The organism is Neisseria sp. P0019.S003 (assembly GCF_051957115.1).
Classification (GTDB): Bacteria; Pseudomonadota; Gammaproteobacteria; order Burkholderiales; family Neisseriaceae; genus Neisseria; species Neisseria flavescens_D.
The window spans coordinates 288,764-313,588 of the sequence record NZ_JBQCWT010000003.1 but is presented as its reverse complement, the minus strand read 5'-3'; the positions used below and the strand labels follow the sequence as shown (position 1 = coordinate 313,588).

The 24,825-nt window shown below is 49.4% G+C and carries 20 protein-coding genes; 8 read left to right on the top strand and 12 right to left on the bottom strand.

All coding sequences use genetic code 11. The features are described from left to right. Window positions 1–11 precede the first annotated feature (11 nt). A complete protein-coding gene (serB, locus tag ACTHTS_RS06920; protein ID WP_440369609.1) occupies window positions 12–842 on the bottom strand; it encodes a phosphoserine phosphatase SerB in 831 nt (276 codons plus the stop codon). 903 nt (window positions 843–1,745) lie between these two features. On the opposite strand from serB, the gene ACTHTS_RS06915 reads away from it, so the two are divergent. Beyond that, window positions 1,746–1,931 (top strand): hypothetical protein, encoded by a 186-nt coding sequence (locus ACTHTS_RS06915; protein ID WP_440369608.1) that lies wholly within the window; start codon window positions 1,746–1,748, stop codon window positions 1,929–1,931. A gap of 47 nt (window positions 1,932–1,978) precedes the next feature. Beyond that, window positions 1,979–3,025 (top strand): N-acetyl-gamma-glutamyl-phosphate reductase, encoded by a 1,047-nt coding sequence (gene argC, locus ACTHTS_RS06910; RefSeq protein WP_070645868.1) that lies wholly within the window; start codon window positions 1,979–1,981, stop codon window positions 3,023–3,025. Between the two features lie 77 nt (window positions 3,026–3,102). Here the strand turns inward: argC and ACTHTS_RS06905 are convergent, their stop codons facing one another. After that, window positions 3,103–3,378, bottom strand: a complete 276-nt coding sequence (locus ACTHTS_RS06905) for a hypothetical protein (protein WP_003748371.1) — start codon at window positions 3,376–3,378, stop codon at window positions 3,103–3,105. A 261-nt stretch (window positions 3,379–3,639) separates the two neighbouring features. Between ACTHTS_RS06905 and ACTHTS_RS06900 the strand changes: the two genes are divergently transcribed. The 3 genes from ACTHTS_RS06900 to ACTHTS_RS06890 all read left to right on the top strand — a co-directional run bounded on the left by ACTHTS_RS06900 (window position 3,640) and on the right by ACTHTS_RS06890 (window position 5,807). Continuing rightward, window positions 3,640–4,326 (top strand): S24 family peptidase, encoded by a 687-nt coding sequence (locus ACTHTS_RS06900; protein ID WP_003680158.1) that lies wholly within the window; start codon window positions 3,640–3,642, stop codon window positions 4,324–4,326. Window positions 4,327–4,458: 132 nt separating this feature from the next. After that, a complete protein-coding gene (erpA, locus tag ACTHTS_RS06895) occupies window positions 4,459–4,797 on the top strand; it encodes an iron-sulfur cluster insertion protein ErpA (protein WP_003680162.1) in 339 nt (112 codons plus the stop codon). A gap of 335 nt (window positions 4,798–5,132) precedes the next feature. After that, window positions 5,133–5,807 (top strand): hypothetical protein, encoded by a 675-nt coding sequence (locus ACTHTS_RS06890; protein ID WP_440369607.1) that lies wholly within the window; start codon window positions 5,133–5,135, stop codon window positions 5,805–5,807. 79 nt (window positions 5,808–5,886) lie between these two features. On the opposite strand, the gene ACTHTS_RS06885 is transcribed toward ACTHTS_RS06890, so the two are convergent. Next, window positions 5,887–8,076, bottom strand: a complete 2,190-nt coding sequence (locus ACTHTS_RS06885; protein WP_440369606.1) for a primosomal protein N' — start codon at window positions 8,074–8,076, stop codon at window positions 5,887–5,889. Between the two features lie 135 nt (window positions 8,077–8,211). Between ACTHTS_RS06885 and ACTHTS_RS06880 the strand changes: the two genes are divergently transcribed. Beyond that, complete coding sequence (locus ACTHTS_RS06880) at window positions 8,212–9,003, top strand: DsbC family protein (protein ID WP_004518838.1); 792 nt, start codon at window positions 8,212–8,214, stop codon at window positions 9,001–9,003. Between the two features lie 135 nt (window positions 9,004–9,138). Here ACTHTS_RS06880 and ACTHTS_RS06875 read toward each other — a convergent pair whose 3' ends face one another. The 7 genes from ACTHTS_RS06875 to ACTHTS_RS06845 form a co-directional block, all read right to left on the bottom strand. Beyond that, window positions 9,139–9,822, bottom strand: coding sequence for a 2,3-diphosphoglycerate-dependent phosphoglycerate mutase (locus ACTHTS_RS06875; RefSeq protein WP_003679823.1), 684 nt, complete (start codon window positions 9,820–9,822; stop codon window positions 9,139–9,141). 102 nt (window positions 9,823–9,924) lie between these two features. After that, window positions 9,925–10,677, bottom strand: coding sequence for a class I SAM-dependent methyltransferase (locus ACTHTS_RS06870; protein WP_371460337.1), 753 nt, complete (start codon window positions 10,675–10,677; stop codon window positions 9,925–9,927). 48 nt (window positions 10,678–10,725) lie between these two features. After that, window positions 10,726–12,354: a sigma-54-dependent transcriptional regulator gene (locus ACTHTS_RS06865; protein WP_440369605.1), complete on the bottom strand. Its 1,629-nt coding sequence runs from the start codon at window positions 12,352–12,354 to the stop codon at window positions 10,726–10,728. Next, window positions 12,347–13,933 carry a two-component system sensor histidine kinase NtrB gene (locus tag ACTHTS_RS06860; RefSeq protein ID WP_222570818.1) on the bottom strand — a complete coding sequence of 529 codons (1,587 nt, stop codon included), beginning with the start codon at window positions 13,931–13,933 and terminating at the stop codon, window positions 12,347–12,349. Before ACTHTS_RS06860 ends, ACTHTS_RS06865 begins: the two co-directional genes overlap by 8 nt. A gap of 70 nt (window positions 13,934–14,003) precedes the next feature. After that, a complete protein-coding gene (parC, locus tag ACTHTS_RS06855; RefSeq protein WP_440369604.1) occupies window positions 14,004–16,307 on the bottom strand; it encodes a DNA topoisomerase IV subunit A in 2,304 nt (767 codons plus the stop codon). Between the two features lie 208 nt (window positions 16,308–16,515). After that, window positions 16,516–17,838, bottom strand: coding sequence for an MFS transporter (locus tag ACTHTS_RS06850; protein ID WP_440369603.1), 1,323 nt, complete (start codon window positions 17,836–17,838; stop codon window positions 16,516–16,518). 200 nt (window positions 17,839–18,038) lie between these two features. After that, a complete protein-coding gene (locus ACTHTS_RS06845; RefSeq protein ID WP_440369602.1) occupies window positions 18,039–19,082 on the bottom strand; it encodes a LacI family DNA-binding transcriptional regulator in 1,044 nt (347 codons plus the stop codon). Window positions 19,083–19,339: 257 nt separating this feature from the next. Here ACTHTS_RS06845 and pgi point away from each other — a divergent pair, with 257 nt between their 5' ends. Then, window positions 19,340–20,980 (top strand): glucose-6-phosphate isomerase, encoded by a 1,641-nt coding sequence (pgi, locus tag ACTHTS_RS06840; protein WP_440369601.1) that lies wholly within the window; start codon window positions 19,340–19,342, stop codon window positions 20,978–20,980. A gap of 171 nt (window positions 20,981–21,151) precedes the next feature. Here pgi and ftnA (ACTHTS_RS06835) read toward each other — a convergent pair whose 3' ends face one another. Further along, window positions 21,152–21,649: a non-heme ferritin gene (gene ftnA / locus ACTHTS_RS06835; protein ID WP_003686798.1), complete on the bottom strand. Its 498-nt coding sequence runs from the start codon at window positions 21,647–21,649 to the stop codon at window positions 21,152–21,154. Window positions 21,650–21,665: 16 nt separating this feature from the next. Then, window positions 21,666–22,151, bottom strand: a complete 486-nt coding sequence (ftnA, locus tag ACTHTS_RS06830) for a non-heme ferritin (protein ID WP_440369600.1) — start codon at window positions 22,149–22,151, stop codon at window positions 21,666–21,668. 1,342 nt (window positions 22,152–23,493) lie between these two features. Here ftnA (ACTHTS_RS06830) and ACTHTS_RS06825 point away from each other — a divergent pair. Continuing rightward, window positions 23,494–24,771, top strand: a complete 1,278-nt coding sequence (locus ACTHTS_RS06825; RefSeq protein ID WP_254342760.1) for an AmpG family muropeptide MFS transporter — start codon at window positions 23,494–23,496, stop codon at window positions 24,769–24,771. Window positions 24,772–24,825: the final 54 nt, after the last annotated feature.

Here is a 24,825-nt window from a genome sequence, read left to right as displayed (position 1 = left end):
CCTCAAACGGTTTACGCAAACCAACCGCGTATCCGTTCCAAACCACCAAAGCGCACACACGCATCCGCATTCGCTTCAGTTTTCGGTTTCGCCCGATAAGCAATGCCGAATCCAGCTTCCAATATCATCGGAATATCGTTCGCACCATCACCCATCGCCACCACCTGCCACGGAGCCAAACCGAGACGCTCACGGTATTCACGCAACAAATCCGTCTTAGCCTGCGCATCGATAATCCGCCCTTTCAGACGGCCTGTCAGCTTGCCGTTTTCCACTTCCAACACATTCGCAAAATGGAAATCCAAGCCCAAACGCCGTTGTAGGCGTTCCGTAAAGAACGTAAATCCGCCCGACACCAGCATAAACTTCACATCATTCCGTTTACACTCTTCCAACAAAAATTCCGCGCCCGGCGACAGCTGCAACACATTCTCGTACACCTCTTCCAACACGCGCTCGTCCAAACCGGCCAGCAAAGCCACACGCTTGCGCAAAGACTGCTCAAAGTCCAGCTCGCCACGCATCGACTGCTCCGTAATCGCTGCCACCTCATCCTTCAGCCCAACACCGGCCGCAATCTCATCCACACACTCAATCGTAATCAGCGTCGAATCCATATCGCTGACAATCAGTCCCAAATCAGCAAAAGCCACATCCGGCAACACCGCGCCATCTATCTGCTGCGCAATCAACGCCGCACGCATCTCGTCCGTCAATTCAAAATCATCATCAACCGGCACACGCAACACCGACTTTCCTAATGGCGCAGACACCAAACCACCAAACGCCGACCAATCGCAAGTGCCCACCCCCCCATGCTGCAACACCAAAACTTTCTTCATCTCATTCTCCTCATACCCCAAACCTTTGCAAACATATCGGGTACACATTCAGCCTAAAACCCCGAAACCGTATTTTTGCGAAGGCCTTAAAAAACCAAAACAGCATTATAGCCGAACAACCCCGACAATTTTCAGACGGCCTAGAAACAAATTCAGCTAGAGTTACCAATACTAATATCTACATCAACAAACCAAGCAATTACTCAAAAAGTTGATTTTAGGCAAGTCGACTAAAAATTTTTGCCAGTAACAGGCAACGTCTGTTGATTTTTCTTACAGTTCCGATATAGTTACTTATATCTAGTTTGGTGCTACTCCTTATATCTAGCTTTCATTGCATTACCACCTCCATTCGTTGCCAACGGCTCCCCTTCCGATGGCAACCTTTTTTTGGCCCGATGGTTTAACAATATCAAAATTGAATGAAATAAATGATTTGGAAATTTATATTTAAAATCAAACCCTTCCTCATCTGAGCACGCATTTCATGCCTTTCAGCTATTTTATCAATCAGTTTGAAGAAGGCCTCACTTTAGCTCAACTCGGTTAGTCAGAAGGTTTCAGCTTTCACCCCCGACCGACTCAATCAATATGGCCATGTACACACACATCAGAGTAATGCTCAGAGTATGGCTGCTCCCAATCACTGATACCTGCCGTTTTAATTGTTCCTAGCCTATCCTCTATTACCATCATCTCAGGATTCGAGCCCTATCTGATAGCTCACTGAATTTAAATGAAAAAATTATTTAAATGTTAAAATGTGCAAAGTACTTGCTTTCAACTCCAACAAGGAATATAGTACCAAGTAACTAGTTCTTATTGATGAGAGCTATTCCTTGGATACTTGCCTCCGGTCCTCCAACCCGGGGGCATTTTTTTACATTTTTATTTTGTGTTCGTATGGATAGGATAAAGACGAAACACCCACCACAAATCAACAGACAAATCGAACCGCAAACTGCGTTTTCCAAACGCTCAGGCCATCTGAAACCCGCTCTCGAATATTATTCATGCCATATTTCAGACGGCCTGTTTAACCGTCCCTTGCAAAGCTTGGCACAAGCATCGCTGACCGACTGCAATTAATTACTATATAATCAAACGCATTGTCATCCCTACAAAGGAGCCACACCATGACCACAAAAATTAAAATTGGTATCGTTGGTGCAACCGGTTACACAGGCGTCGAATTGTTGCGCCTGCTCAGCAGCCACCCCAACGCAGAAGTCACTGCCGTCACCAGCCGAAGCGAAGCCGGTATTGCGGTTGCCGACTACTTCCCCAGCCTGCGCGGCATTTACGACCTTGCATTCCAAACGCCCGAAGAGGCCGGGCTTGACCTCTGCGACCTCGTATTCTTCGCTACGCCCAACGGCGTAGCCATGAAAGAAGCACCGGCCCTTGTGGAAAAAGGCGTACGCGTGATTGACCTATCTGCCGACTTCCGCATCCGCGACATCCCCACATGGGAACAATGGTACAAAATGACCCATGCAGCGCCGCAACTCGTTTCCCAAGCAGTGTACGGTTTGTGCGAACTTTACAAAGACGACATCGCCAAAGCCATGCTGGTGGCCAATCCGGGTTGCTACCCTACCTGCGTTTCTCTGCCCTTATTGCCGCTGCTTCAGGCTGGTCGTCTGAAAGCCAACGCGCCGCTGATTGCCGACTGTAAATCCGGTGTTTCTGGTGCAGGCCGCAAAGCCAGTACCCACGCCCTATTGTGTGAAGCAGGTGAAAACTTCAAAGCCTACGGCGTCAGCGGCCACCGCCATTTGCCTGAAATCCAACAAACCCTGTCCAGACTGCAAGACCATGTTTCAGACGGCCTGATTTTCGTGCCACACCTTGTTCCGATGATACGCGGTATGCATGCCACCCTGTATCTGCACCTGCAAGAACATACCGATCCCGAAGCCTTACTGCGCGAATACTACCGCGACAGTCCTTTTGTCGATATCCTGCCTTCAGGTTCGACACCTGAAACCCGCAGCGTGCGCGGCGCCAACCTCTGCCGTATCAGCGTTCAAAAAGCGCCCGATCAAGACGATGTGTGGATTGTTCTTTCCGTCATCGACAACTTGGTTAAAGGCGCAGCCGGTCAAGCCGTGCAGAATATGAACATTATGTTCGGCCTGCCCGAAACCACCGGCCTGACTAATGCACCATTGATGCCTTAATATCATCCTTATTAAAAACACAAGGCCGTCTGAAACAATGGTTTTTCAGACGGCCTTTATCAATTTATTCACAAACATCACTCATACACCACGCCGGCAAGCATTTCTTCTTCATTCAAGTTGCCGTACTGTTGCTCCCAATCGTGGGTAGCCTCCACCATATCGCATTCTTTGGCGAAGGCAAGCAGCCTGCCGTCCATCTGATCCAGACTCAAACTGCCCAAGCGTTCGCATTCCGAAGCCGTCAAATTACCGTCCGCTTCATGCGCTTCCGAAGATCCGAAAGGCAGGGCAAAAAAACCCAGCACCAACGCCAGCAGCACCCAAAAAATATTTTTACGCGAACGAGTCATTTCACACCTCTCATCATAATCATATAGCAGGTTCAAGTCAGAAAAACTAAACCAAATAAAACCAAACTAAGAAAAATCAAATATAAAACTAGAAATATCGATTTATCTAAGACAAAACGAATAGTACTAAGAAAAAATAAAATATGCAATACTTTTTCTTAGATTGAGTAATTTTTTTCTTACAATTTTATAAAAACTAAGGTAAAATACACTCAAATCGTCCAAACCATATAAAAAACATACCTCCATAAAGGCATAAACATGGATACCTTTAAAGACCGCCTGGCTTTCTTATGGAAAGATGAAGCCCGCCAAGCCAAAATTGCCGCCGACATCGATATGACCATCGCCGGATTCAGCCGTATCTGGAACGAAGGCGGCCTGCCGAAATCGGAAACGCTAAAAAAAATCAAACAACTTAAAGGCTGTAGCATAGACTGGCTTTTGACAGGCGAAGGTTCTCCCTTCCCCGATTCCGAAGCCCCAAAAGCCACGGCAACCGACACACTGGGCAACCCTGTCGATATAGACGAATTTGTCTTCGTACCGCGTTACGACATCCAAGCAGCGGCCGGACACGGCCAGCTCGTCGGCGATGAACAGCCCATGTTCGCCATGGCGTTCCGACGCTATTGGATAGAAAATTATGTGACGCGCGACATCAAAAACCTTTCCGTTATCTCAGTCAAAGGCGACTCGATGGAAGGCGTGCTTAATGATGGCGACACCATCCTCATCAACCACGGCCAAACCACGCCGCGCGACGGCCTCTATGTTTTGCGCCTCAACGAAAACCTTTTAGTCAAACGCCTGCAACTGATACCCGGCGGCATCGTCAACGTCATTTCCGCCAACGAAGCCTACCCTACTTTTGAAATCGACTTGAAAAACCCGACCGACGACGTTGCCATCATCGGCCGTGTAGAATGGTTTGGCAGAAGCATCTAAATCTGACATACTGGTGCTTGAAATTTCTGCCATGCCCTCCATGTAAGCTGGCAGACCCTGTCTGCACAAACTTGCCTTGACTAACGGTTTGCGCGACAATAGTAAAAATATTCATATAAAAGGAATCACATCATGTCAGACGAAAGCCCTATTATCTTTACTGACAGCTGCTGCACCAAAGTTGCCGACCTGATCGCCGAAGAGAACAATCCCGATTTGAAATTGCGCGTATTCGTCAACGGCGGCGGTTGCTCCGGCTTCCAATATGGTTTTACCTTTGATGAAATCAAAAACGACGACGATTTTGAAATCCAGAAAAACGGCCTGACGTTCTTGGTTGACCCAATGAGCTACCAATATCTGGTTGGTGCGGAAATCGACTACACCGAAAGCCTGCAAGGTTCTCAATTCGTCATCCGCAATCCGAATGCCGAAACGACTTGCGGTTGCGGCTCGTCCTTCTCCGTATAAACAATCCGTTTCTTCATGAAAAACAGGCCGTCTGTATCTTCAGACGGCCTTTTGTGTGAATTTATTTTAAACAATATTGGATTTATCTTATAATAATAATATCGGGCGTGAATATTTACTCTACAATAGACATAACATTGGACATGCATGTTTCCATATAAATAAAAAATTATTGTCCAGCCGATTAACGACACAAAGGCAAACCGTACTTGGTCTGCCTGAGACTGCAGCCTCTGTTCTGGCTCGTATCACAAGCCAAGACAGCTCAAACACAAGAACAAAACATTAGGCTAAACCCATTTGGTTGACGCAGTCGAAATACTCATGGGATATCAATGAGCAAACAAGAAAAATTTTTCGACGTATACGTTTCCTATCCGCCGAACACGGATAGGGAGCTCATCCACGCCTGCCTGTATGAGAACCTGCCTGAAAACGAAGTCGAGAGCCTGATTCAAGCCTTGGCCGAACGTCCGCAAGCCATTGTGGCCGAAAAATGCACCCAAGACGAGCGCGAAAATGCGCAGCATTACTTCAGCTATTTAGGTTTGGACGTGATCGTCCGTCAGGCTATGGAATTGGAAGCGGTTGAAGAAGAGACTGTGTCGGCAGCCAATACTCCCGACCCAATCCAATGCCCCGTCTGCATGACGATTATTGACGAATTAGACGCACAGGAATGTAAAACCTGCCACTTTGATTTGACAGAAAAAAATGAGCTGGCCATCCAGCGCAAACGCATTGAATGGCAGGAAAAAATCTCTTTCGAGCATAAAAAACAAACCGAAATTGCCCATAAGCTCAAATATGAACGCGAGCAGGAAGAGAAAAAGCTGCGCAAAAAAATCCGCGCCGAATTGGAATCCCAATTACGCGAAGAGTTAGGCCAAAATCCTGAGCTGGCCGCACTTGCAGCGAGGAAGAAAACACAGTTTCTGCTTACAATGGCTATCGTATTCGCCGTTTTGAGCCTGCTTGCACTCGGCTATATCGCTGCAAAATTCTTCTAAACCGATTCAAAAACTTAAGGCCGTCTGAAAACAGATTTTCAGACGGCCTTTTATTTCCTTATTGATTGAACCATTTCAATCAAGCCTCTTGCACATCCACATCCACCGACCATCTGATTTTACCGTCGCGGTTTTGCTGCAACACCTGCACCCACAAACTCACGGCGCGGTGCAAATCTTGTCGGAATGTTGATTCAAGGAAAATTTGCGCACGCTCGCGTTCGGCAAGACGTACCATCAGCATCGGAGCGGCGCCAAACTGGGAGACGCTTTCAGGCAAAAGCGGGGCGAGGGTTTCTTTGGCGGCGTTGAGAAATTCCATCGCATCGGCAACGCGCGGCGCATCGGCACGGACGGCCGTCTGAAAACCGAAGGGCGGCATAGAAAACATTTGCCGCTCGTTCAATTCGTTTTCGGCAAACACGGCATAGTCCTGCGCTTTGACGGCGGCGAAGACAGGATGTTCGGGCAGCTGGGTCTGTATCAACACCTTGCCGGGTTTGTCGGCGCGCCCCGCCCTGCCGGACACTTGCATCAGCTCGGCAAACAGCCTTTCCGGCGCGCGAAAGTCCGCGCTGTACAGGCTGCCGTCGGCGTTCAACACGATAACAAGGTTGAGCCGCTCGAAATCATGGCCTTTGGCGAGCATCTGCGTGCCCACCAGAATATCGATTTCATTGTCGGCGATGCGGCGATACAAATCCGCCCAGTCATTTTTGTGCGCGGTGCTGTCCCTATCGACGCGGACGACGGCGGCCTTGGGCAGGAAGGCGCGCAGGGTTCCTTCGACGCGCTGTGTGCCGTGGCCGACGGCGGTCAGATCTTGGTTGCCGCAGTCGGGGCATTTGAACGGAATGGGTTCGCGGTGGTCGCAGTGGTGGCAGCGCAGTTGGCGGGCGCGTTGGTGCAGCACCATTTTGGCGGAACAGTTCGGACAGCCGAAGGTATGGCCGCAGTCGCCGCAAAACAGCGCAGGTGCGAAGCCGCGCCGGTTGAGGTACACCAGCGACATGCCGCCTGCTTCAAAATTCTGTTTCAAAAGCTGTAAGGCTTGCGGCGAGAAGCCATTGTCTAGTTTCAGACGGCCTACGTTGAGAATTTCTACTTGCGGCAGTTGCGCGGCGGTATGGGCGCGTTCGGTCAGTTGCAGCAGGCGGTACGCGCCGCTTTGCGCCTTATGCCAACTCTCCAAGCTGGGCGTGGCACTGCCCAATATGATGGGACAGCCGCTCTGTTTTGCCCGCCACACCGCCAAATCGCGGGCGTGGTAGCGCAATTCGTTGTCCTGTTTGAACGAGCCGTCGTGTTCCTCATCGACCACAATCAGCCCGACATCAGGCAAAGGCGTGAACACCGCCAGCCGCGTGCCGATCACCAGCTTAGCCTGCCCCAACATCGCGCGCAGATAATCTTGCGTGCGCTTGCCTGCCGCCATCTGGCTGTGCAACACGGCGGTCGGTACGTCGGCAAAACGGTTTTCCACCCGCTTCAAAAGCTGCGGCGTGAGGTTGATTTCGGGCAACAGAAACAACACCTGCCGTCCCTGCGCCAACACTTTCGCCATTGCATCAAAATATACCTCGGTCTTGCCGCTGCCGGTAATACCGTACAGCAAAAACGGTTGAAATTTACCAAAGGCCGTCTGAATTTCATCGGAAGCCTTCTGCTGGTCGGCATTTAATACAAATTCAGAGTGCGAAGCCTGCCCGTGGCACGACCTTAAAACGGGTTTCGCCGCTTCCGTCGTTTCAATCCAACCCTGTTCCGCCCAATCTTCGATTAATTTTGCCGCCTGCGCGTTCACCTGCTTCAACGCCGCCATCGTCATCCCGCCCGACAGCAGCGCGTCCCACAAAGCCGCTTTTTTGTTGAACCGCGCCGGCGGCGGCGTTTGTGCCCTGCCCGCTTCGTTCAACGCATAAAACAACGGCGACTGCGGCATTTCCACCGCACGCGTTTCCTTCAAACCCTGCGGCAGCGCGACAAACACCGCCTGCCCGGTCGGATAGTGGTAATAACGCGACGTAAACGCCAACAAATCACGCCAGCTTTCAGGCAACGGCTTTTCTTCCACAAAGGACGTCTGAACACTCAAAATCCGCGCCGTATCCATATCGGGCGCAATATCCGTTTCCCACACAATCCCGACCACGGTTTTATTGCGAAAAGGCACAAGCACCCGCATTCCCGGAGGAAGCGGCTCGGAATGGGAATAAGTCAAAAGGCCGTCTGAAAGCGGCACGTTTACGGCAATACGGTGGTAGAACATACAAACAATCAAATTATTTTTTCGTATTTTAACAGCCGAAAGCTATTTTCAGACGATAATTTGAGCCTGAGTACAATGCAGACATGACGGAGGTTTGATACAATGCATTACTTTCAACACACGCAAGTCTCTCGCATGAAAACCAAGTTAATCAAAATCTTAACGCCGTTTGCCGTCCTTCCTTTGTTGGCATGCGGTCAACCTGCCGTATCCAATGCCAACGCGGCTCCTGCACCGGCTGCCAAAGCGGAAGCGCCTGCCGACAAATCCGTTGCCGCTTCTTTGAAAGCGCGTTTGGAAAAAGTCTATGCCGCCCAAGATTTGAAAGTTTTGAGCGTCAGTGAAACACCGATTAAAGGCATTTACGAAGTTGTCGTCAGCGGCAAACAAATCATCTATACCGATGCCAAAGGCGACTATATGCTTGTTGGCGACCTCATCAACGTCAACACGCGCCAAAGCATGACTGAAGAACGCGCCGCCGATTTGAACAAAATCGACTTCGCTTCCCTGCCTTTGGACAAAGCCATCAAAGAAGTTCGCGGCAACGGCAAACTGAAAGTCGCTGTTTTCTCCGATCCGGACTGCCCGTACTGCAAACGCTTGGAGCATGAGTTTGAAAAAATGACCGACATCACGATTTATACCTTCATGATGCCGATTCCAAGCCTGCACCCTGATGCCGCGCGCAAAGCCGAGCTGTTGTGGTGCCAACCTAATCCGACCCAGGCATGGATCGACTGGATGCGCAAAGGCAAGCTCCCAAGCGGCAAAGCAAACTGCGAAAACCCTGTTGCGGAAACCACTTCATTGGGCGAACAATTCGGCTTCAACGGCACACCGACCGTGGTCTTCCCTAACGGTCGCAGCCAAAGCGGTTACAGCCCTATGCCTCACCTCAAAGAAATCATCGAGAAAAACCAGTAATACAGGGTTTAATCTCCATAAAGGACGCTTTATGCGTCCTTTTTTCATGCCGCCCGCCATCAACTGTCTTCAGACGGCCTCGATACTGACAAATATAAAAAAGGACGTGTCCAACACGTCCTTTTTCCCTTTACCTTACAGGTAGAATTTTTCAATCACTTTCAGGTTTTCATCCAATTTGTACACCAGCGGCTGACCGGTTGGGATTTCCAAGCCCATGATGTCTTCGTCGGAAATGCCTTCGATGTGTTTTGCCAACGCGCGCAGGGAGTTGCCGTGTGCCGCAACCAGTACACGTTTGCCGCTCAAGATGGCCGGAGCGATTTGGTCTTCCCAGAAAGGCAGTACGCGCTCGAGGGTAACTTTGAGGTTTTCGCCATCAGGTACGACATCGCTAGGCAGGTTGGCATAGCGGCGGTCGTTGTGGGCGGAATGCGGGTCTTTAGGATCGAGCAGCGGAGGCAAGGTGTCGTAGCTGCGGCGCCAGATGTGGACTTGCTCGTCGCCGTATTTTTCTGCGGTTTGTTTTTTATCCATACCTTGCAGCTGGCCGTAGTGGCGTTCGTTCAAACGCCATGATTTGATTTGTGGAACAAACAGTTGGTCGGATTCTTCCAAAACGATGTTACAGGTTTTGATGGCACGGGTCAGAACGGAAGTAAAGGCGATGTCGAACTCGTAGCCCTTCTCTTTCAGCTTTTTACCTGCTGCTGCGGCTTCTGCCAAACCTTGCTCGCTCAGCTTGACGTCGCGCCAGCCGGTGAAAAGGTTTTTCGCGTTCCATTCGCTTTGTCCGTGACGGATGAATACTAATTCCATGATAGTTTGCTCCAATGAAGTTTGGGAAAGGGTATTTATATCATACTTTGCCGCCGCGCTGATAACGCCGGCGGTTTCTTTTGATATGTTGCAAGTTTGCTTCTAGTCTTCAGACGGCCTTGTTGGAAGGTAAACGTCAAAACGCGTGCTTTTGCCTGTGTATTGATAAGCAGGTTTGCGCCCGTCGAGAAACTCGCCCAAGCGCGGGCGTTTGACGACAATGCGCTTTTTGGCGGTATTCAACGCTGCGTCCAACAACTCGGCTTCGTCTTGTGCCGAGCCGACCAAGTCGTGAAAGTAAGCCATTTCTTTTTTCACGGCGGCGGTTTTGCGACGCTCCGGATACATCGGGTCAAGGTACACCACATCAGGCCTGCCGTTTTTCGTGGACAATTCCTGCATTAAATCAACGGCATTGCCGAAGTGCAAAGTAATGCGTTGGGCAATCTCCCGTGTCTCTTCACTTTGCCCTGCCCTGTTGAGGCCGTCTGAAAGTAGACAGGCGACAGCAGGATTTTGTTCAAAAGTTTGTACATTCAAGCCCAACGAAGCAAGCACAAAACTGTCGCGCCCCAGTCCGCCGGTAGCGTCCCAGACAGTCGGTTGTACAGTGTGGTTGACTGCTTTGGCAATCAACTCGCCTCCGCCTTTAGTGCGCCGATAATGGGCGGCACCGCCATCAAAATCAACGCGGACACGGCCTTTTTCACCGGCGCGGCACAAACTGATGCCGCTTTCGTCAGCGATAAGGAAACTGCCTTCTTCAGGCTGCCGGTCGATAACGGTCAACCCGAACGGCGCGGCAAGGCTGCGAAGTTCGACAGATGCGGTTTCGTCAAAATAAATCTTGTACATGATGCCCATGTTTCAGACGGCCTTGAAAACTCAGGCCGTCTGAACGTTTTAATTGATGTCCAAGCGTTCCATGCGGTAGCGCATAGAGCGGAAGCTGATGCCCAAAAGTTTGGCGGCTTGGGTACGGTTGTAACGGGTTTGCTGCAAAGCCTGCTCGATGATACTGCGTTCCACTTGGTCAAGGTAATCCTGTATCTGCATGGTACGCGGATCAAACGGCGGAATGGGGCTATGATTGAGCGTAGTTTCGCGCGCGTCAGGTTCGGCAATATCGTCAAAGGAGAAGCCGCTGCGTTCAGCCTTAACCTGTGGGGCGTTTTGAATCTGCAAGTCGTCCACTTGTATTACTTGGCCGACCGTCAACGCAACGGCGCGTTCGAGGATATTTTCCAACTCGCGGAAGTTGCCGGGGTAGCTGTAATGCAACAGGGCTTCTTGGGCTTTCGGGCTGAGTTTGTAGGTTTGATTGCCGTGACGGTGTTTATACAGCAGATACAGAATCAGCGCGCCCAAGTCTTCGCGCATTTCGCGCAAAGGCGGCATGTGCAGAGTGACAACGTTGAGGCGGTAATACAAGTCCTGACGGAATGCGCCGCTTTCAACCAAAGCTTCGAGGTTTTTATGGGTTGCACAAATAATGCGCACATCCACAAAGGTTTCCCGCGCATCGCCGATACGGCGCACGGCTTTTTCTTGAATGGCGCGCAGGAGTTTGACCTGCATGGCAAGCGGCAGATCGGCAACTTCGTCAAGGAACAAAGTGCCGCCGTCAGCGTGTTGGAAAAAACCTAAACGGTCTTGATCCGCACCGGTAAAGCTGCCTTTTTTGTAACCGAAAAATTCGCTTTCCATCAGGTTTTCAGGAATGGCACCGCAGTTGACGGCAATAAATGGTTTGTCGGCGCGGTCGGACAGCTCGTGAATCGTGCGCGCCGCCTGCTCTTTACCTGTACCGGACTCGCCGGAGATATAAACAGGAACAAGGCTGCGGGCCAATCTACGAATCAGGTGGCGTACTTCGACCATTTGCGGCGAAGTACCCAACAGGCGCGGCATATCGTCCTCGCCTTCCAATACAGGTGCGTCTTGTTGCAAAGCAGGATTGATGCTGCCGGCCGAAAAACGCTCTTTTAAGGAATTGAGCCCTTCCGGAACAGTCAAAGGCCGGTTAAATTCGCTCTGTACGCTCTTAGGAGGCGTAACGACAGGCTTGGCCGGCTGAGGTTCGGGTTTATACAGGGCGGCAGAAACAGGCGCAGGCTGCGATTTGACTTTTTCAGACGGCGTGGGTTCGGCAGTATTGTCTGAAACCGACACTGCCGATTTAACCAATGAACGCAACTGCGACAGCGTAATCGGTTTTTGCAGATAATCAAACGCCCCTGCTTTCAAGGCTTCAACGGCTTGGTCGGCATTGCCGAAAGCCGTAATCACGGCGACGGGCGTATCAAGCATCAACTCGTCGATGTATTGGACAACCTCGAGACCTGAACCATCGGGCATACGCATATCGGTCAACACCAGCGAATAATCGTTGTTGTCCAGCTTGTCTTTAGCCTCTTCAACACCAGCCGCAGTATCGACGCGCAGACCCATTTTCATCAGGGTCATTTCCATCAGGTCGCGGATGTCTGCCTCGTCATCGACAACCAAAACCGGCTCTTGCAATTTATTCATCCTGCGCTTGCTCCTTCGGTAAAATCAGTTCAAACCCGTTCATTTCAGGGTGATAATGCAGCTGCCCCATATTGGCGTGTGCCAACTCGCGTGCGACGTAAAGCCCCAAGCCGGTACCTTGTTTTTCGGTGGTGTAAAACGGCTCGAACAGATGATTTCGTACATCCGGCGGTACGCCTTTGCCGTTGTCCGCCACTACGATGGAAATATGCATCCTGCCGCTAGAGCGGATAAGGACGGTAATGGCGTTTTCGTCCTGACGGCTGTGTCGCCAAGCATTGTTGCACAAGTTCCACATCACTTGCTGCAAATGCATGGGGTCAACCAATACGGTCAGGTTGTTACCGTCCATATTCATGCGCAGACAGCCGATGGCATCGGGATTATTCAAGGTAAATTCCTGCTTGAACTCCAACCAGAATTTCATCAGATTAATCGGCTGGCGGCTGATGTTGTCTCGTTTGTTAAGTAGGGATACGTCCTCCAACATCTTGTCGATACGTTGGATATTGCTGTCGATGATGTTGTAGAGCTTGGCCTTGAGCGGATCTGCCTCATCGCCCTCTTGCAACAAATCGCTGGCATGACGGATGGCGGACATCGGGTTGCGGATTTCGTGGGCAAGATTGGCAGTCAACTGTCCGAGCGAAGTCAGCTTGGTGGACATGGCTTCCGCAGCCACTTCACGCAATGAGCGGACGTACAACATCAGCAGCTCGGTTTGCTCCTGAATCAGCGGAACGGCACGGACGTGCATGGCGTGTTGGAAAATATGGATATCGGTTTCAAAAGGTTTGTCGGGTTGACGCTGCCAGCGTGCGACCAGTTCGCCAAACACGATTTCCTGCTGATCGATAATCAGGCTGGGGAAATAGATTTTTGCCTGTTTGTTAAACAGCCACACGCGTTGGGTCGCATCAATCACCACAACCGCTTCCTGTACGCGGTTCAAAACCAAATGGTTCAAGCCGCTGATACGGCGATAGGCCAGTTGATGGCGGCTGGCAGACTCTGTGGCCTGCTCCAAATAACGGGCGGCAAACGATGTCAGCATCGCCACCAGATAGCCTGCGCCGATCAGCATCAAAGAATTTACCATTGATTTCGCGTCCCAATTAAACGAATCGAAACGCATACTGCCGTCTAAAAACAGGTTCAAAATAAACAACATTGCCGTATAACCTGCATACAGCATGGGGTAATGGCCATAACTGAGCAGACACGACGTGGCGACAAACGGCAAAACCAAAATCCCGAAACCGGAAGCCGTACCGCCGGAGATATACACCAAAACCATCATCATGGTGATATCGACCACGGCACTGGCATTGGGCAAATCCAAAGACTGCCACTGCCAGCCCGGGCGGAACACAGAGAGCATAATCAGGAAGAAATACAGCGTTACCCAGATATAAAACTCAATGTCCGGCAACGAAACGCCAATCAGGTTGCCGCCCGTGTAGCTGCCGAAAGCGTGCAAAACCAAAAGCGGTAAGACGATGGCTATTCGGGCAATGTTGATTACACCGGGAATCCGCTCCCTCAGATTACCCAGTTCTTGAAGATTGGCTCTGTTCATAAGTGAACCTTTTTTTATTATCATGCAATGTCGTATAAATTTAATTTATTTAGATATATTTGTTCTTGTTTCAGGACAAACTTTTCAGACGGCCTGATATTTCCAATACCTTGCCTTTTTTACCGCGTTTGCCGTCAATATCGGCAATACGCAGTTTTTCCTGATGTTCTGCACCGCGTCGGCCGACCGATACAACGGTAAATTCAGGAGAAGTCGTTACCATGATGTGTTCCAAAGATGCACCCTCGGCCAACGACATCAGCTGCAAACCGCGGCCTTTAGGCATGACTTTGAGTTCGCCGATGGAAAACGCCAAGAGACGGTGGTCGCTGCTGGCCAGTACGACTTTGCAGTCGGGATTGATCAGCGAAGAAGCATAGACGGCAACCGGCGGCAGGACGGTTTCGCCGCTGTCCACGGTCATGACCACTTTACCCGCTTTCACGCGTCCGACCATATCGGCCAACTTGGTAATAAAGCCGTAACCGCCGCTGCCTGAAAGCAAGTAGTGCTGTTCGGGCTGGCCGGTGAGCATGGCGACGGGTTTCGCGCCGTTTTGTAGCTCGATTAACGATGAAACCGGCACGCCATCGCCGCGTCCGCCGGGGATTTCGGCGGCATCGAGCGTGTAGGTTCTGCCCAGTGAATCCAAGATGACGACAGGCAAAACAGTGCGGCCTTCGAGGGTTTGTTTGAGGCGGTCGCCTTCTTTGAACGCGGTTTGGCTCAAATCAAGGTTGTGTCCGGCACGGCTGCGTATCCAGCCTTTTTCCGACAGAATCAGCGTGATGGGTTCGTCGGCGGTAGTTTGCGTCAGCACCGCGCGTCCGGCTTCTTCCACCAGCGTGCGGCGCGCGTCGCCGAACTGCTTCATGTCCGCCTGCATCTCTTTGATAATCAGCTTGCGTTTTTCGTTTTCGTCGCCCAAAAGGATATTCAGACGACCTTGTTCCTCGCGCAATTCGTTCAATTCTTTTTCGAGTTTGAAACCTTCCAAACGCGCCAACTGGCGCAGGCGAATTTCCAAAATGTCTTCGGCTTGGATTTCGGTCAGCTCGAACGCCACCATCAGGTCGGCTTTCGGGTCGTCTGATTCGCGGATGACTTTAATCACTTCGTCAATGTGCAGAAAGACTTTCAGACGGCCTTCGAGGATGTGCAGCCGTTTTTCCACTTGGTTCAAACGGAATTTCAGACGACGTGTTACGGTCACGACGCGGAAATCCAGCCATTCCTGCAAAATCGTTTTCAGGTTTTTCTGCGCAGGACGGTTGTCCAGCCCCATCATCACCAAGTTCATGGACACATTGCCTTCCAGCGAAGTTTGCGCCATCAGCGTGTTGATGAAGGTATCCGTATCGATACGGCTGGATTTCGGCTCGAACACCAGTCGCACGGGATGTTCGCCGTCGGACTCGTCGCGTACACGGTCGATTAAATCCAGCATCAGTTTTTTGGTATTGAGCTGGTCTTGGTTGAGCTGCTTTTTGCCCGCTTTCGGTTTCGGGTTGGTTTGCTCTTCGATTTCGGCAAGGATTTTGGCGGAATTGGCGTTCGGCGGCAGCTCGGTCACAATCACGCGCCATTGTCCGCGCGCCAATTTCTCGATTTCATAACGCGCACGAACACGCACGCTACCCTTGCCGGTTTCGTAAATACGGCGCAATTCGTCCACCGATGTGATGATTTGACCGCCGCCGGCAAAATCAGGCGCGGGGATGTACTGCATCAGGTCGGCAGTTTCCAGCGTCGGCTTCTTCAACAGCGCAATCGCCGCCTGTGTGACTTCGTTCAAATTGTGCGACGGAATTTCGGTCGCCATACCCACCGCAATGCCTGACGCGCCGTTGAGCAAGACCATAGGCAGACGGGCGGGCAGGTGCAGCGGTTCGTCAAACGCGCCGTCGTAGTTCGGCACAAAATCTACCGTCCCCTGATTGATTTCGGACAACAGCAATTCCGCAATCGGCGTCAGCCGCGCTTCGGTGTAACGCATCGCCGCCGCACCGTCGCCGTCGCGCGAACCGAAGTTGCCGATACCATCGATTAAGGGGTAGCGCAAGGTAAAATCCTGCGCCATGCGGACCATCGCCTCATAGGCGGAACTGTCTCCGTGTGGGTGGTATTTACCTAAAATCTCGCCGACCACGCGCGCCGATTTCACCGGCTTCGCCCCCGCCGTCAAGCCCATATCGCGCATGGCAAACAAAATGCGCCGCTGCACGGGCTTCTGGCCGTCTGAAACTTCAGGCAGCGCGCGGCCTTTGACCACGCTCATGGCGTATTCGAGATAGGCGCGTTCAGCGTACTGTCCTAATAGCAGGTAGTCTTCGCCGACGGGGGATGGACTTGGAGCGGAAATGTGTTCTGTCATCAGGATGGTAAAACGAAATAAATTAAAGACGGATATTGTAAAGCAAAATCGGTAGTCATAGCCAATTTGAGTGATGAACGGTAGCGCAGCAACAATAAGGCTTACCGAATCGGGGCAGCAAATGAAATCCGTTTCAACAAAAAAGGCCGTCTGAAACCCTTTCATGTTTCAGACGGCCTTTTCATTTTGGTTTTAAATCAAAACTTCGTTATTCTGCAGTAGCCGGTTTGGCCGCAGTTTTAATGGTTAAGGTTACCGCTGCGGCAATGGCCAGGGAAACACCGGCAAAAGTCATCGCGTTGGCAGGGTTTGAACCCAAGAAGGTTTTGTACACCCAGCCGAAAGATACGGTTTCAATCAGCATTGGAATCACAATCATCATGTTCACAATACCCATGTACACGCCGTAACGTTCTTTCGGAATAGAACCGACCACAATCATAAACGGCACGCCCATCATACTTGCCCAGCCGACACCGAAACCGATCATCGGAGCAAACATCAGGTATTTATTGCCGATGTGCGGAATGGTGAGCAAGGCCAGCGCGGCAAGGGTTACGGCAAAGGCGTGAACATATTTGGCGGCGTATTTGCGCGCCATCCACATCAGGCCGAAAGCAGAGATAAAGGTTACCACGTTGTAAAAACCGTTTACCAGGCCGGTCCATGCAACCGCTTGACTATACGCTTCGGTATTTTCAACAGTCGAATTCCAAACGGATTGGACGATACTGTGGGAAATATATTGCCAATAGATAAAGAGTGCGTACCATTGGAAGAGATACACCAAGGCCAGTTGCCACAGGGCAGTCGGCATTTCGCGGACAGCAACGATAATATCTTTAACGGCATGGGCCGGACCGCTCGGCTGGGCTTTAATGGCCGCCATTTCTTCAGGGCTGGGCTCGTGTTCGGCCGTTGATAAAACGGTAACCAAAACCGAACCGATGGAGCAGACCGCACCAATATAAAACGAACCGAATACCCAATACGGAATGCCCGCTTCGGAAGTTTGTTGCAACCAGCCGATTTGTTGGAAGATATAGAGGGAAACGTTGGCCAGGGTAATGCCCAAGCCGGTAAACACAGACTGCATCAAGAAACCGGTGGATTGCTGGTGTTCAGGAACGGTATCGGCAATAAAGGCACGGAAAGGTTCCATTGCCGTGTTGTTGCTGATGTCCAAGAGCCACAGCAGCAATACGGCCACCCACAAGGCGGTAACGTGCGGATAAATAAAGAGGCAGAGGCTGCAACCGATGGCGCCGATCAAGAAATACGGACGGCGGCGGCCTAATCCCGGTACCCAAGTGCGGTCACTCATCGCACCAATCATCGGCTGCACCAGCAAACCGGTAATCGGACCTGCCATATTCAAAATCGGCAACTGGCTCGGGTCGGCATGAAGAAAGCTGAAAATCGGATTAATCGCAGTTTGCTGCAACCCGAAGCTATATTGAATACCGAAGAAACCGAAGTTCATCAGCATAATCTGGCGAAGTGTCATCGCCACTTGTGGGGAGATTTTCATAGGAAGGCTACTCCTGGGTAATAAACTATGGAAACAACAAACTCCAATTTCAGCGGTATGACGCTTTTATTGTATTTGGGCTGCCCTTTTTACTGAGGCAACTCCGTTTTCAGACGGCCTTTATTTTGACCGTTTACATGAATCTTATTTTGATGTGTGTTTGTGTTGTTTAAAGCTTATTATTTTCAGGCCGTCTGAAACTATTTATTAATCACAGACTGACGCCAGATGGTTTCCCCAACGACCTTGACGGGCTGAGCCGTACCGGTCGGATGTTCGATGTATTGGAACAGCAAATCCGCCGCCATCGCACCCATACGCAAATAGGGCAACTCAGTACTGGTCAACGGCGGAAACAGTGTTTCCGCAATCGCGCTGTGGTTATCATAGCCGGCAACAGAGACTTGCTCGGGAACCCGCACGCCGCGCGTCCTCAAAATACCGTACACGCGTACCGCCATTTCATCGTTGCCGCAGCAAATTACCGTCGGCGGAAGCGGCAAAGACAGCAGCTTCAAAATAGCCGAAATCAAAGACCCGCTGTCGTTGCTGAAGTCAGGATAACCAGTCTGCACCAAATCAGGATCAAAGACAATATCCGCATCAGCCAAAGCACGGCGGTATCCGGCCAATCTCAATCTTGTCGCTTCCACGCCCGGCTGCAAAGTCACATAAGCAATCCGTTTGTGTCCGCTTTGGATAATCCTGCGCACCAAACCATACTGCCCTGCTTCGTCGTCCGGCAAAACCGACGGCGTACCCGCCAAATCAAAGCAGTTGACCAACACCATCGGACAACGGTTGGGCACTTCCGGCAGCAATACTTCCTGATGGAAACCTGCCACATATAAAATCCCCTCGGCACGATGCTCCATAAAGGTACGAATCAGCGGCTCCATCTGACCGGGCTGCCCCGGCTTGTTGTCGATGTCGGCAATCATCAAAATCTTCCCTTGTGCGCGAATCTGCTGCTGAATGCCCTTAATCAAGAACATATCCGGTATGCCGTGTCCGCCCGTATTCTCGCCCGTCCGCGAAATGGCGCCGGTAATCAGGCCGACCAAGCCGGAACGGTGGGACCGCATAATCCGCGCCGCAGAAGACGGGATATAGCCCAAAGCGGCAATCGCTGTTTCTACTTTGGAACGGGTTTTATCGCTGACCGGCGCATCGCCGTTAATCACCCGGCTGACTGTCTTGGGAGACACCCCGGCATAAGCAGCGACATCATAAATTGTAGCCATCTTACGGACCCGCCCCGACAAGATTTCAATAATGTTACATAGGATAACACAGCAGACATCGGTGTCATACCCCCTTTTTTACAGAAACTTGATGATAATCAACCGTTTCTATTGCATTTTGCATACATTTCTTAAACAAAACCGCCCACTCCATCTCCCAAAATCTGTTCAAATTTGTTAAACTACAAGCCACTACAAAAAAGCAGGAAATACCTATCTATCCTGCTTATTTTACCGTTACATACTAAGGAAACAAGATGTCCGCATACTCAGATGCATGGCAAGCCTTGGAAGCCCATCATGCCGCTACTCAACACGTTACCCTGCGCGAACGCTTCACCGCAGATGCCGAACGTTTCAATAATATGCACGAAATTCTGCACGGTTTGTTATTTGATTACAGCAAAAACCGCCTAGATGAAAACACCCTTGATTTATTGTGCCAACTGGCCGAAGCAGCCGATTTGCCACAATATATGCAGGCCATGAGCAGCGGTAAAAAAATCAACACCAGCGAACACCGCGCCGTCCTCCACACTGCCCTGCGCCTGCCTGCCAATGCCAAACCTGTTTACGTTGACGGCGAAAACATCGTGCCCAATGTTCATCATGAACTAAACCGCGCACTCGAGTTCGCACGCCAACTTTTAGACGGTACGCACGCAGGCATTACCGGCAAACCGATTACCGACTTGGTTCACATCGGCATCGGCGGCTCCGATTTGGGCCCGCGCATGGCAACACAGGCGCTGCAGCCTTATTGGCAAAACATCCGCGTCCACTTTGTCAGCAACTCCGATGATGCCGACCTGACCCAAACCCTTCTCGGCCTCAACCCCGAAACCACCGTATTCAGCATTGCCAGTAAATCGTTCCGCACACCGGAAACCCTGCTCAATGCCTACGCGGCGCGTACTTGGTACCGCGATGCAGGTTTGCCTGATTCCGGCATCTACCGCCACTTCTGCGCCATTTCCGCCGATGTGGCCGCTGCCCAAAACTTCGGTATCTCCCCCGACAAAGTCTTCGCCATGTCCGACTGGGTCGGCGGCCGCTATTCCGTCTGGTCGCCCATCGGCCTGCCGCTGATGGTTGCCGTCGGCGAAAAAGCGTTCCGCAAAATGCTGGCCGGCGCACACGCGATGGATACCCATTTCTTCGAGACATCATTCCGCCGCAACATTCCCGTCCTGATGGCGCTCATCAATGTTTGGTACAACAACTTCCAACATTCAGACGGCCAAACCGTTGTCCCATACAGCCACAACATGCGCCTCTTTACCCCGTGGCTCAACCAGCTCGATATGGAAAGCCTCGGCAAACAGCGTACTTCAGACGGCCAACCCGTTTCCTGCACGACCGGCGGCATTGTCTTTGGCGATGAAGGCGTCAACTGCCAACATGCCTACTTCCAGCTTCTGCACCAAGGTACGCGTCTGATTCCCGTCGATTTCATCGTCCCCATGACCACAATCTACGGCAACCACCGCCAACACCGCTTTACCGTTGCCAATGCCTTCGCTCAAGCCGAAGCACTGATGAAAGGCAAAACCTTAGACGAAGTGCAAATCGAATTGGCCGCCCTGCCCCAAGACGAACGCGACCGCCTTGCACCGCAAAAAGAATTCCCCGGCAACCGCCCGAGCAACAGCCTGCTCATCGACAGCCTGACGCCTTTCAACCTCGGCATGCTGATGGCGGCTTACGAACACCGCACCTTCGTACAGGGTGTGATTTGGCGTATCAACCCCTTCGACCAATGGGGCGTGGAATACGGCAAAGAGCTGGCCAAAACCATCGAACCCGAACTCGAACGCGGCACGCCTGCACACGACAGCTCCACCAACGGTCTGATCGCCTTCTACCGCAACTGCAACGCAAGATCGAAGGCCGTCTGAAAATAAAATGCCCGTAAGACAAGCATATCTGCCTGTCTTACGGGCATTTCAAAACCTAATCGGCGGTAAGAATGAACCGTTAAAGCACCGCACTTTTAGACAAAAGTAGTTAGATTTTGATATAAAAAAAGGCTAAATCGATAATGACTTAGCCTTTTTCATCAGACTTGATTAGTTGTTTGTTGTTAATGCGCCTAAATCTTTATCAACTAAGAACAAACCTTTACCATCTTCACCAAGAAGATTTAATTTATCCAAAATTCCACTGAATAATTTTTCTTCTTCATGTTGTTCAGCCACATACCATTGTAAGAAGTTAAAGGCAGAGTAGTCTTTCTCTTCAAAAGTTCTACCAACTAATTCATTGATTTTAGAGGTAATTAACTTTTCATGTTCATAAGTTAATTCAAGTACTTGTTTCAATGATGAAAATTGATGAGGTGGTTCATCAATTTGTGTGATGATAGCCAATGCGCCGGTCTCATTTAAATAAGTGAAGAGTTTACGCATATGCTGCATTTCCTCAGCCGCATGCTCTGATAAAAATTTTGCAGCTCCTTCGAAACCTTGTTGTTCGCACCAGGCGCTCATTTGTAAATATAAGTTAGAAGAATAAAACTCTAAATTCATTTGATCATTTAATAGTTTAATCACGCTATTTGATAACATTTTATTTCTCCTATTCTTATAAAGTTTTTAATTCACGATCAATGTAGTAGAGCGCTGTACCACTTTCACCAAGAAGTTTGAATTTATCAACAATACTGTTAAATAATTTTTCTTCTTCATGCTGTTCAGCTACATACCATTGTAAGAAGTTAAAAGTAGAGTAATCCTTTTCTGCAAAAGTACTCTCAACTAACTCATTAATTTTAGATGTCACTAGTTTTTCGTGTTCAAATGTTGTTTCAAAAACTTCTTTTAATGAAGCGTAATCGTGTTTAGGGGCGTCAATTTTACCTAACAAAGGCATTCCACTGGTTTCGCTCACATAAGTAAACAACTTTTGCATATGTTCCAATTCTTCATCGGCATGACGAAGTAAAAATGCTGCAGCGCCTTCATAACCATGTTTATGGCACCATGCACTCATTTGCAAATAGACATTTGATGAATACAACTCGAGATTAATTTGTTCGTTTAATTTTGCTGTAATTGACTTACTTAGCATAACTAACTCCTTTTCTTAATGCGGTTAATAGATGTATCACAATACAAAATTTGTATTTGCGGATGAATTTTACTCATTTTATTGAGAATAGTCAATTTTATTTTATCAATTTTTATTGTAACCCATTAATTTAAAAGGATTTTATAAATAAATAATTCTCATTTGGTTCCATTTAATGAAATGAGTTATCAATATCGCCTTTGCCTAAATTCTCTAGAGAAATGATGAGGTGTTGGAAGGAGAATCGTAGATTTCCAAAGTTTTTTGCTCTCACTTATCAACTCCAAAATACTGGATAAATAGAAAACATGAAAATTCAATGTTTTTTATAGAATTACGCATCAAAGCGATATAGTTTCAAAGTAGGTTATCCTTAATATTTGAATGTGACAATTACCATTTATTATTTAACATAATATACATATTGTTGAAAAATCTACTGGTTAACTTCAATCAGGGAAAGCATGAAGAAGTTAGGAAGTTGGTTGGAAAGTTGATTAGGGTAGATTTTATTCAAATGAAAGACTAGGCTATGAAATCAAAATTTGTGTATAAGTTACTGGTAATTTCAAAGTACCTGTACATTTTAATTTGTATATCAATACCAATCGTTTTTATTTATGAAAGCTACCAAGGAGATAATGTTGATTTTATGATTTATATTCATGCTTTTATTATTTTTTCCATATTGGGTGTATTGACTCAATATTCTACATCTAATTTTTTTGAAAAGGAAAAATAACATGATTGAACTATCCATTGAGGATCTGGAACTAATTTATGGAGGAGGCTTAGGAGAGAGAATCCTTCAAGGAGGAGCAAATGGTGCATAAATAGGAGGATCAATTGGTGCAGGTATTGGTCTGGGTGTCGGTATAGCTTTTGGCAGTATTCCTGCCGGACCAGCTATTATGGTCGGTGGCACAATTGGTGCTGCTGTTGGTGCTGCAACTGGTATGGGTGTTGCAGCATATGAGTATTACCAAGAAACTCAGCCTAAAGGGACAGTAACGGTCGGTCCGATTTCTGCTTTTGCTGTGGACAAATCAGGAAACGGCTACACTGACGGCACAAATTACCACTGATATTTCTCATCGTTCAAACGATCTCTAGGGGTCGTCTGAAACTTTCTTAACTTCAATTTTATGAATACACCCAAGCAACCCTTCTTCCGTCCTGAAGTCTCCGTTGCCCGCCAAACCAGTTGTTCCAACAAAAGGCCGTCTGAAACTTAATTTGTCAAAGTTTCAGACGGCCTTTATTCAATAAAGATAGCAGAAGTTAATTCGCCATATCCCCCATCTTTGCTACAATATCCCTTTCCTTTTTTATTGATTCCACTATGACCACCGCACCCCAAACCAGCACTTGGCGCAAGATTTTCTCGCGCAGTATGCTGATTTGTATCTTTACAGGCTTCACTTCGGGGCTGCCGCTTTATTTTCTGATCAACCTTATTCCTGCATGGTTGCGCAGCGAACATGTCGATTTGAAAACCATCGGCCTGATGGCACTTATCGGGCTGCCTTTCACTTGGAAATTTATCTGGTCTCCCGTCATTGATTTGGTCAGATTACCTTTTTTAGGACGGCGGCGCGGTTGGATGCTGGTTACGCAAATTGGTTTGCTGCTGACCTTGCTCATTTACGCCTTCCTAAATCCTGCTCAGCATTTATATGTAATTATGGGCTTATCGTTGGTGGTTGCCTTTTTCTCTGCCAGCCAAGATATTGTATTGGATGCATTTCGCCGCGAAATTTTGTCAGATGAAGAATTAGGCTTGGGCAACTCCATCCACGTCAATGCCTACCGTATCGCCGCTTTGGTACCCGGCTCGCTCAGCTTGATTTTGGCCGACTTGATGCCTTGGCACAACGTATTCATCATTACTGCACTATTTATGCTGCCAGGTCTGCTGATGACCCTGTTTTTAGCTAAAGAGCCTGACACTCCCCCATCTGCGTCGCGTACATTTGCCCAAACAGTTTCCGACCCTTTCAGTGAGTTCTTCTCCCGCAAAGGAATCAAACAGGCCATATTGGTATTGCTGTTTATCTTTCTCTACAAACTGGGCGACAGCATGGCAACATCTCTGGCAACGCCGTTTTATCTGGACATGGGCTTCAGCAAAACCGACATCGGCCTCATTGCTAAAAATGCCGGCCTATGGCCTGCTGTCATTGCCGGTATTGTAGGCGGCATTTGGATGTTGAAACTCGGTATCAACAGGGCATTATGGGTTTTCGGTGTAGCCCAATGGGTAACGATTCTAGGCTTTGCTTGGCTGGCAAATTTTGGCAAGTTTGAAACCATCACCCTGGCAGAGCAAATGATGCTTGCGGCCGTGATTGGTGCAGAAGCAGCTGGTGTTGGTTTAGGTACAGCAGCATTTGTTGCCTATATGGCTCGTGAAACCAATCCAGTATTTACGGCCACTCAATTAGCCCTCTTCACCAGCCTTTCCGCTGTACCGCGTACATTTATCAATGCTTCGGCAGGTTATCTGATTGAAGCGATGGGTTACTTTAATTTTTACTGGCTGTGTTTTGCTTTGGGCATACCGGGCATGTTGCTGCTGTTTAAAGTGGCACCATGGAATGGCGAAAAAGTGAGTAACTAGATTGCCAGTCTAAAACTTCTAGTAAAACAAAAGGCCGTCTGAATGTTCAGACGG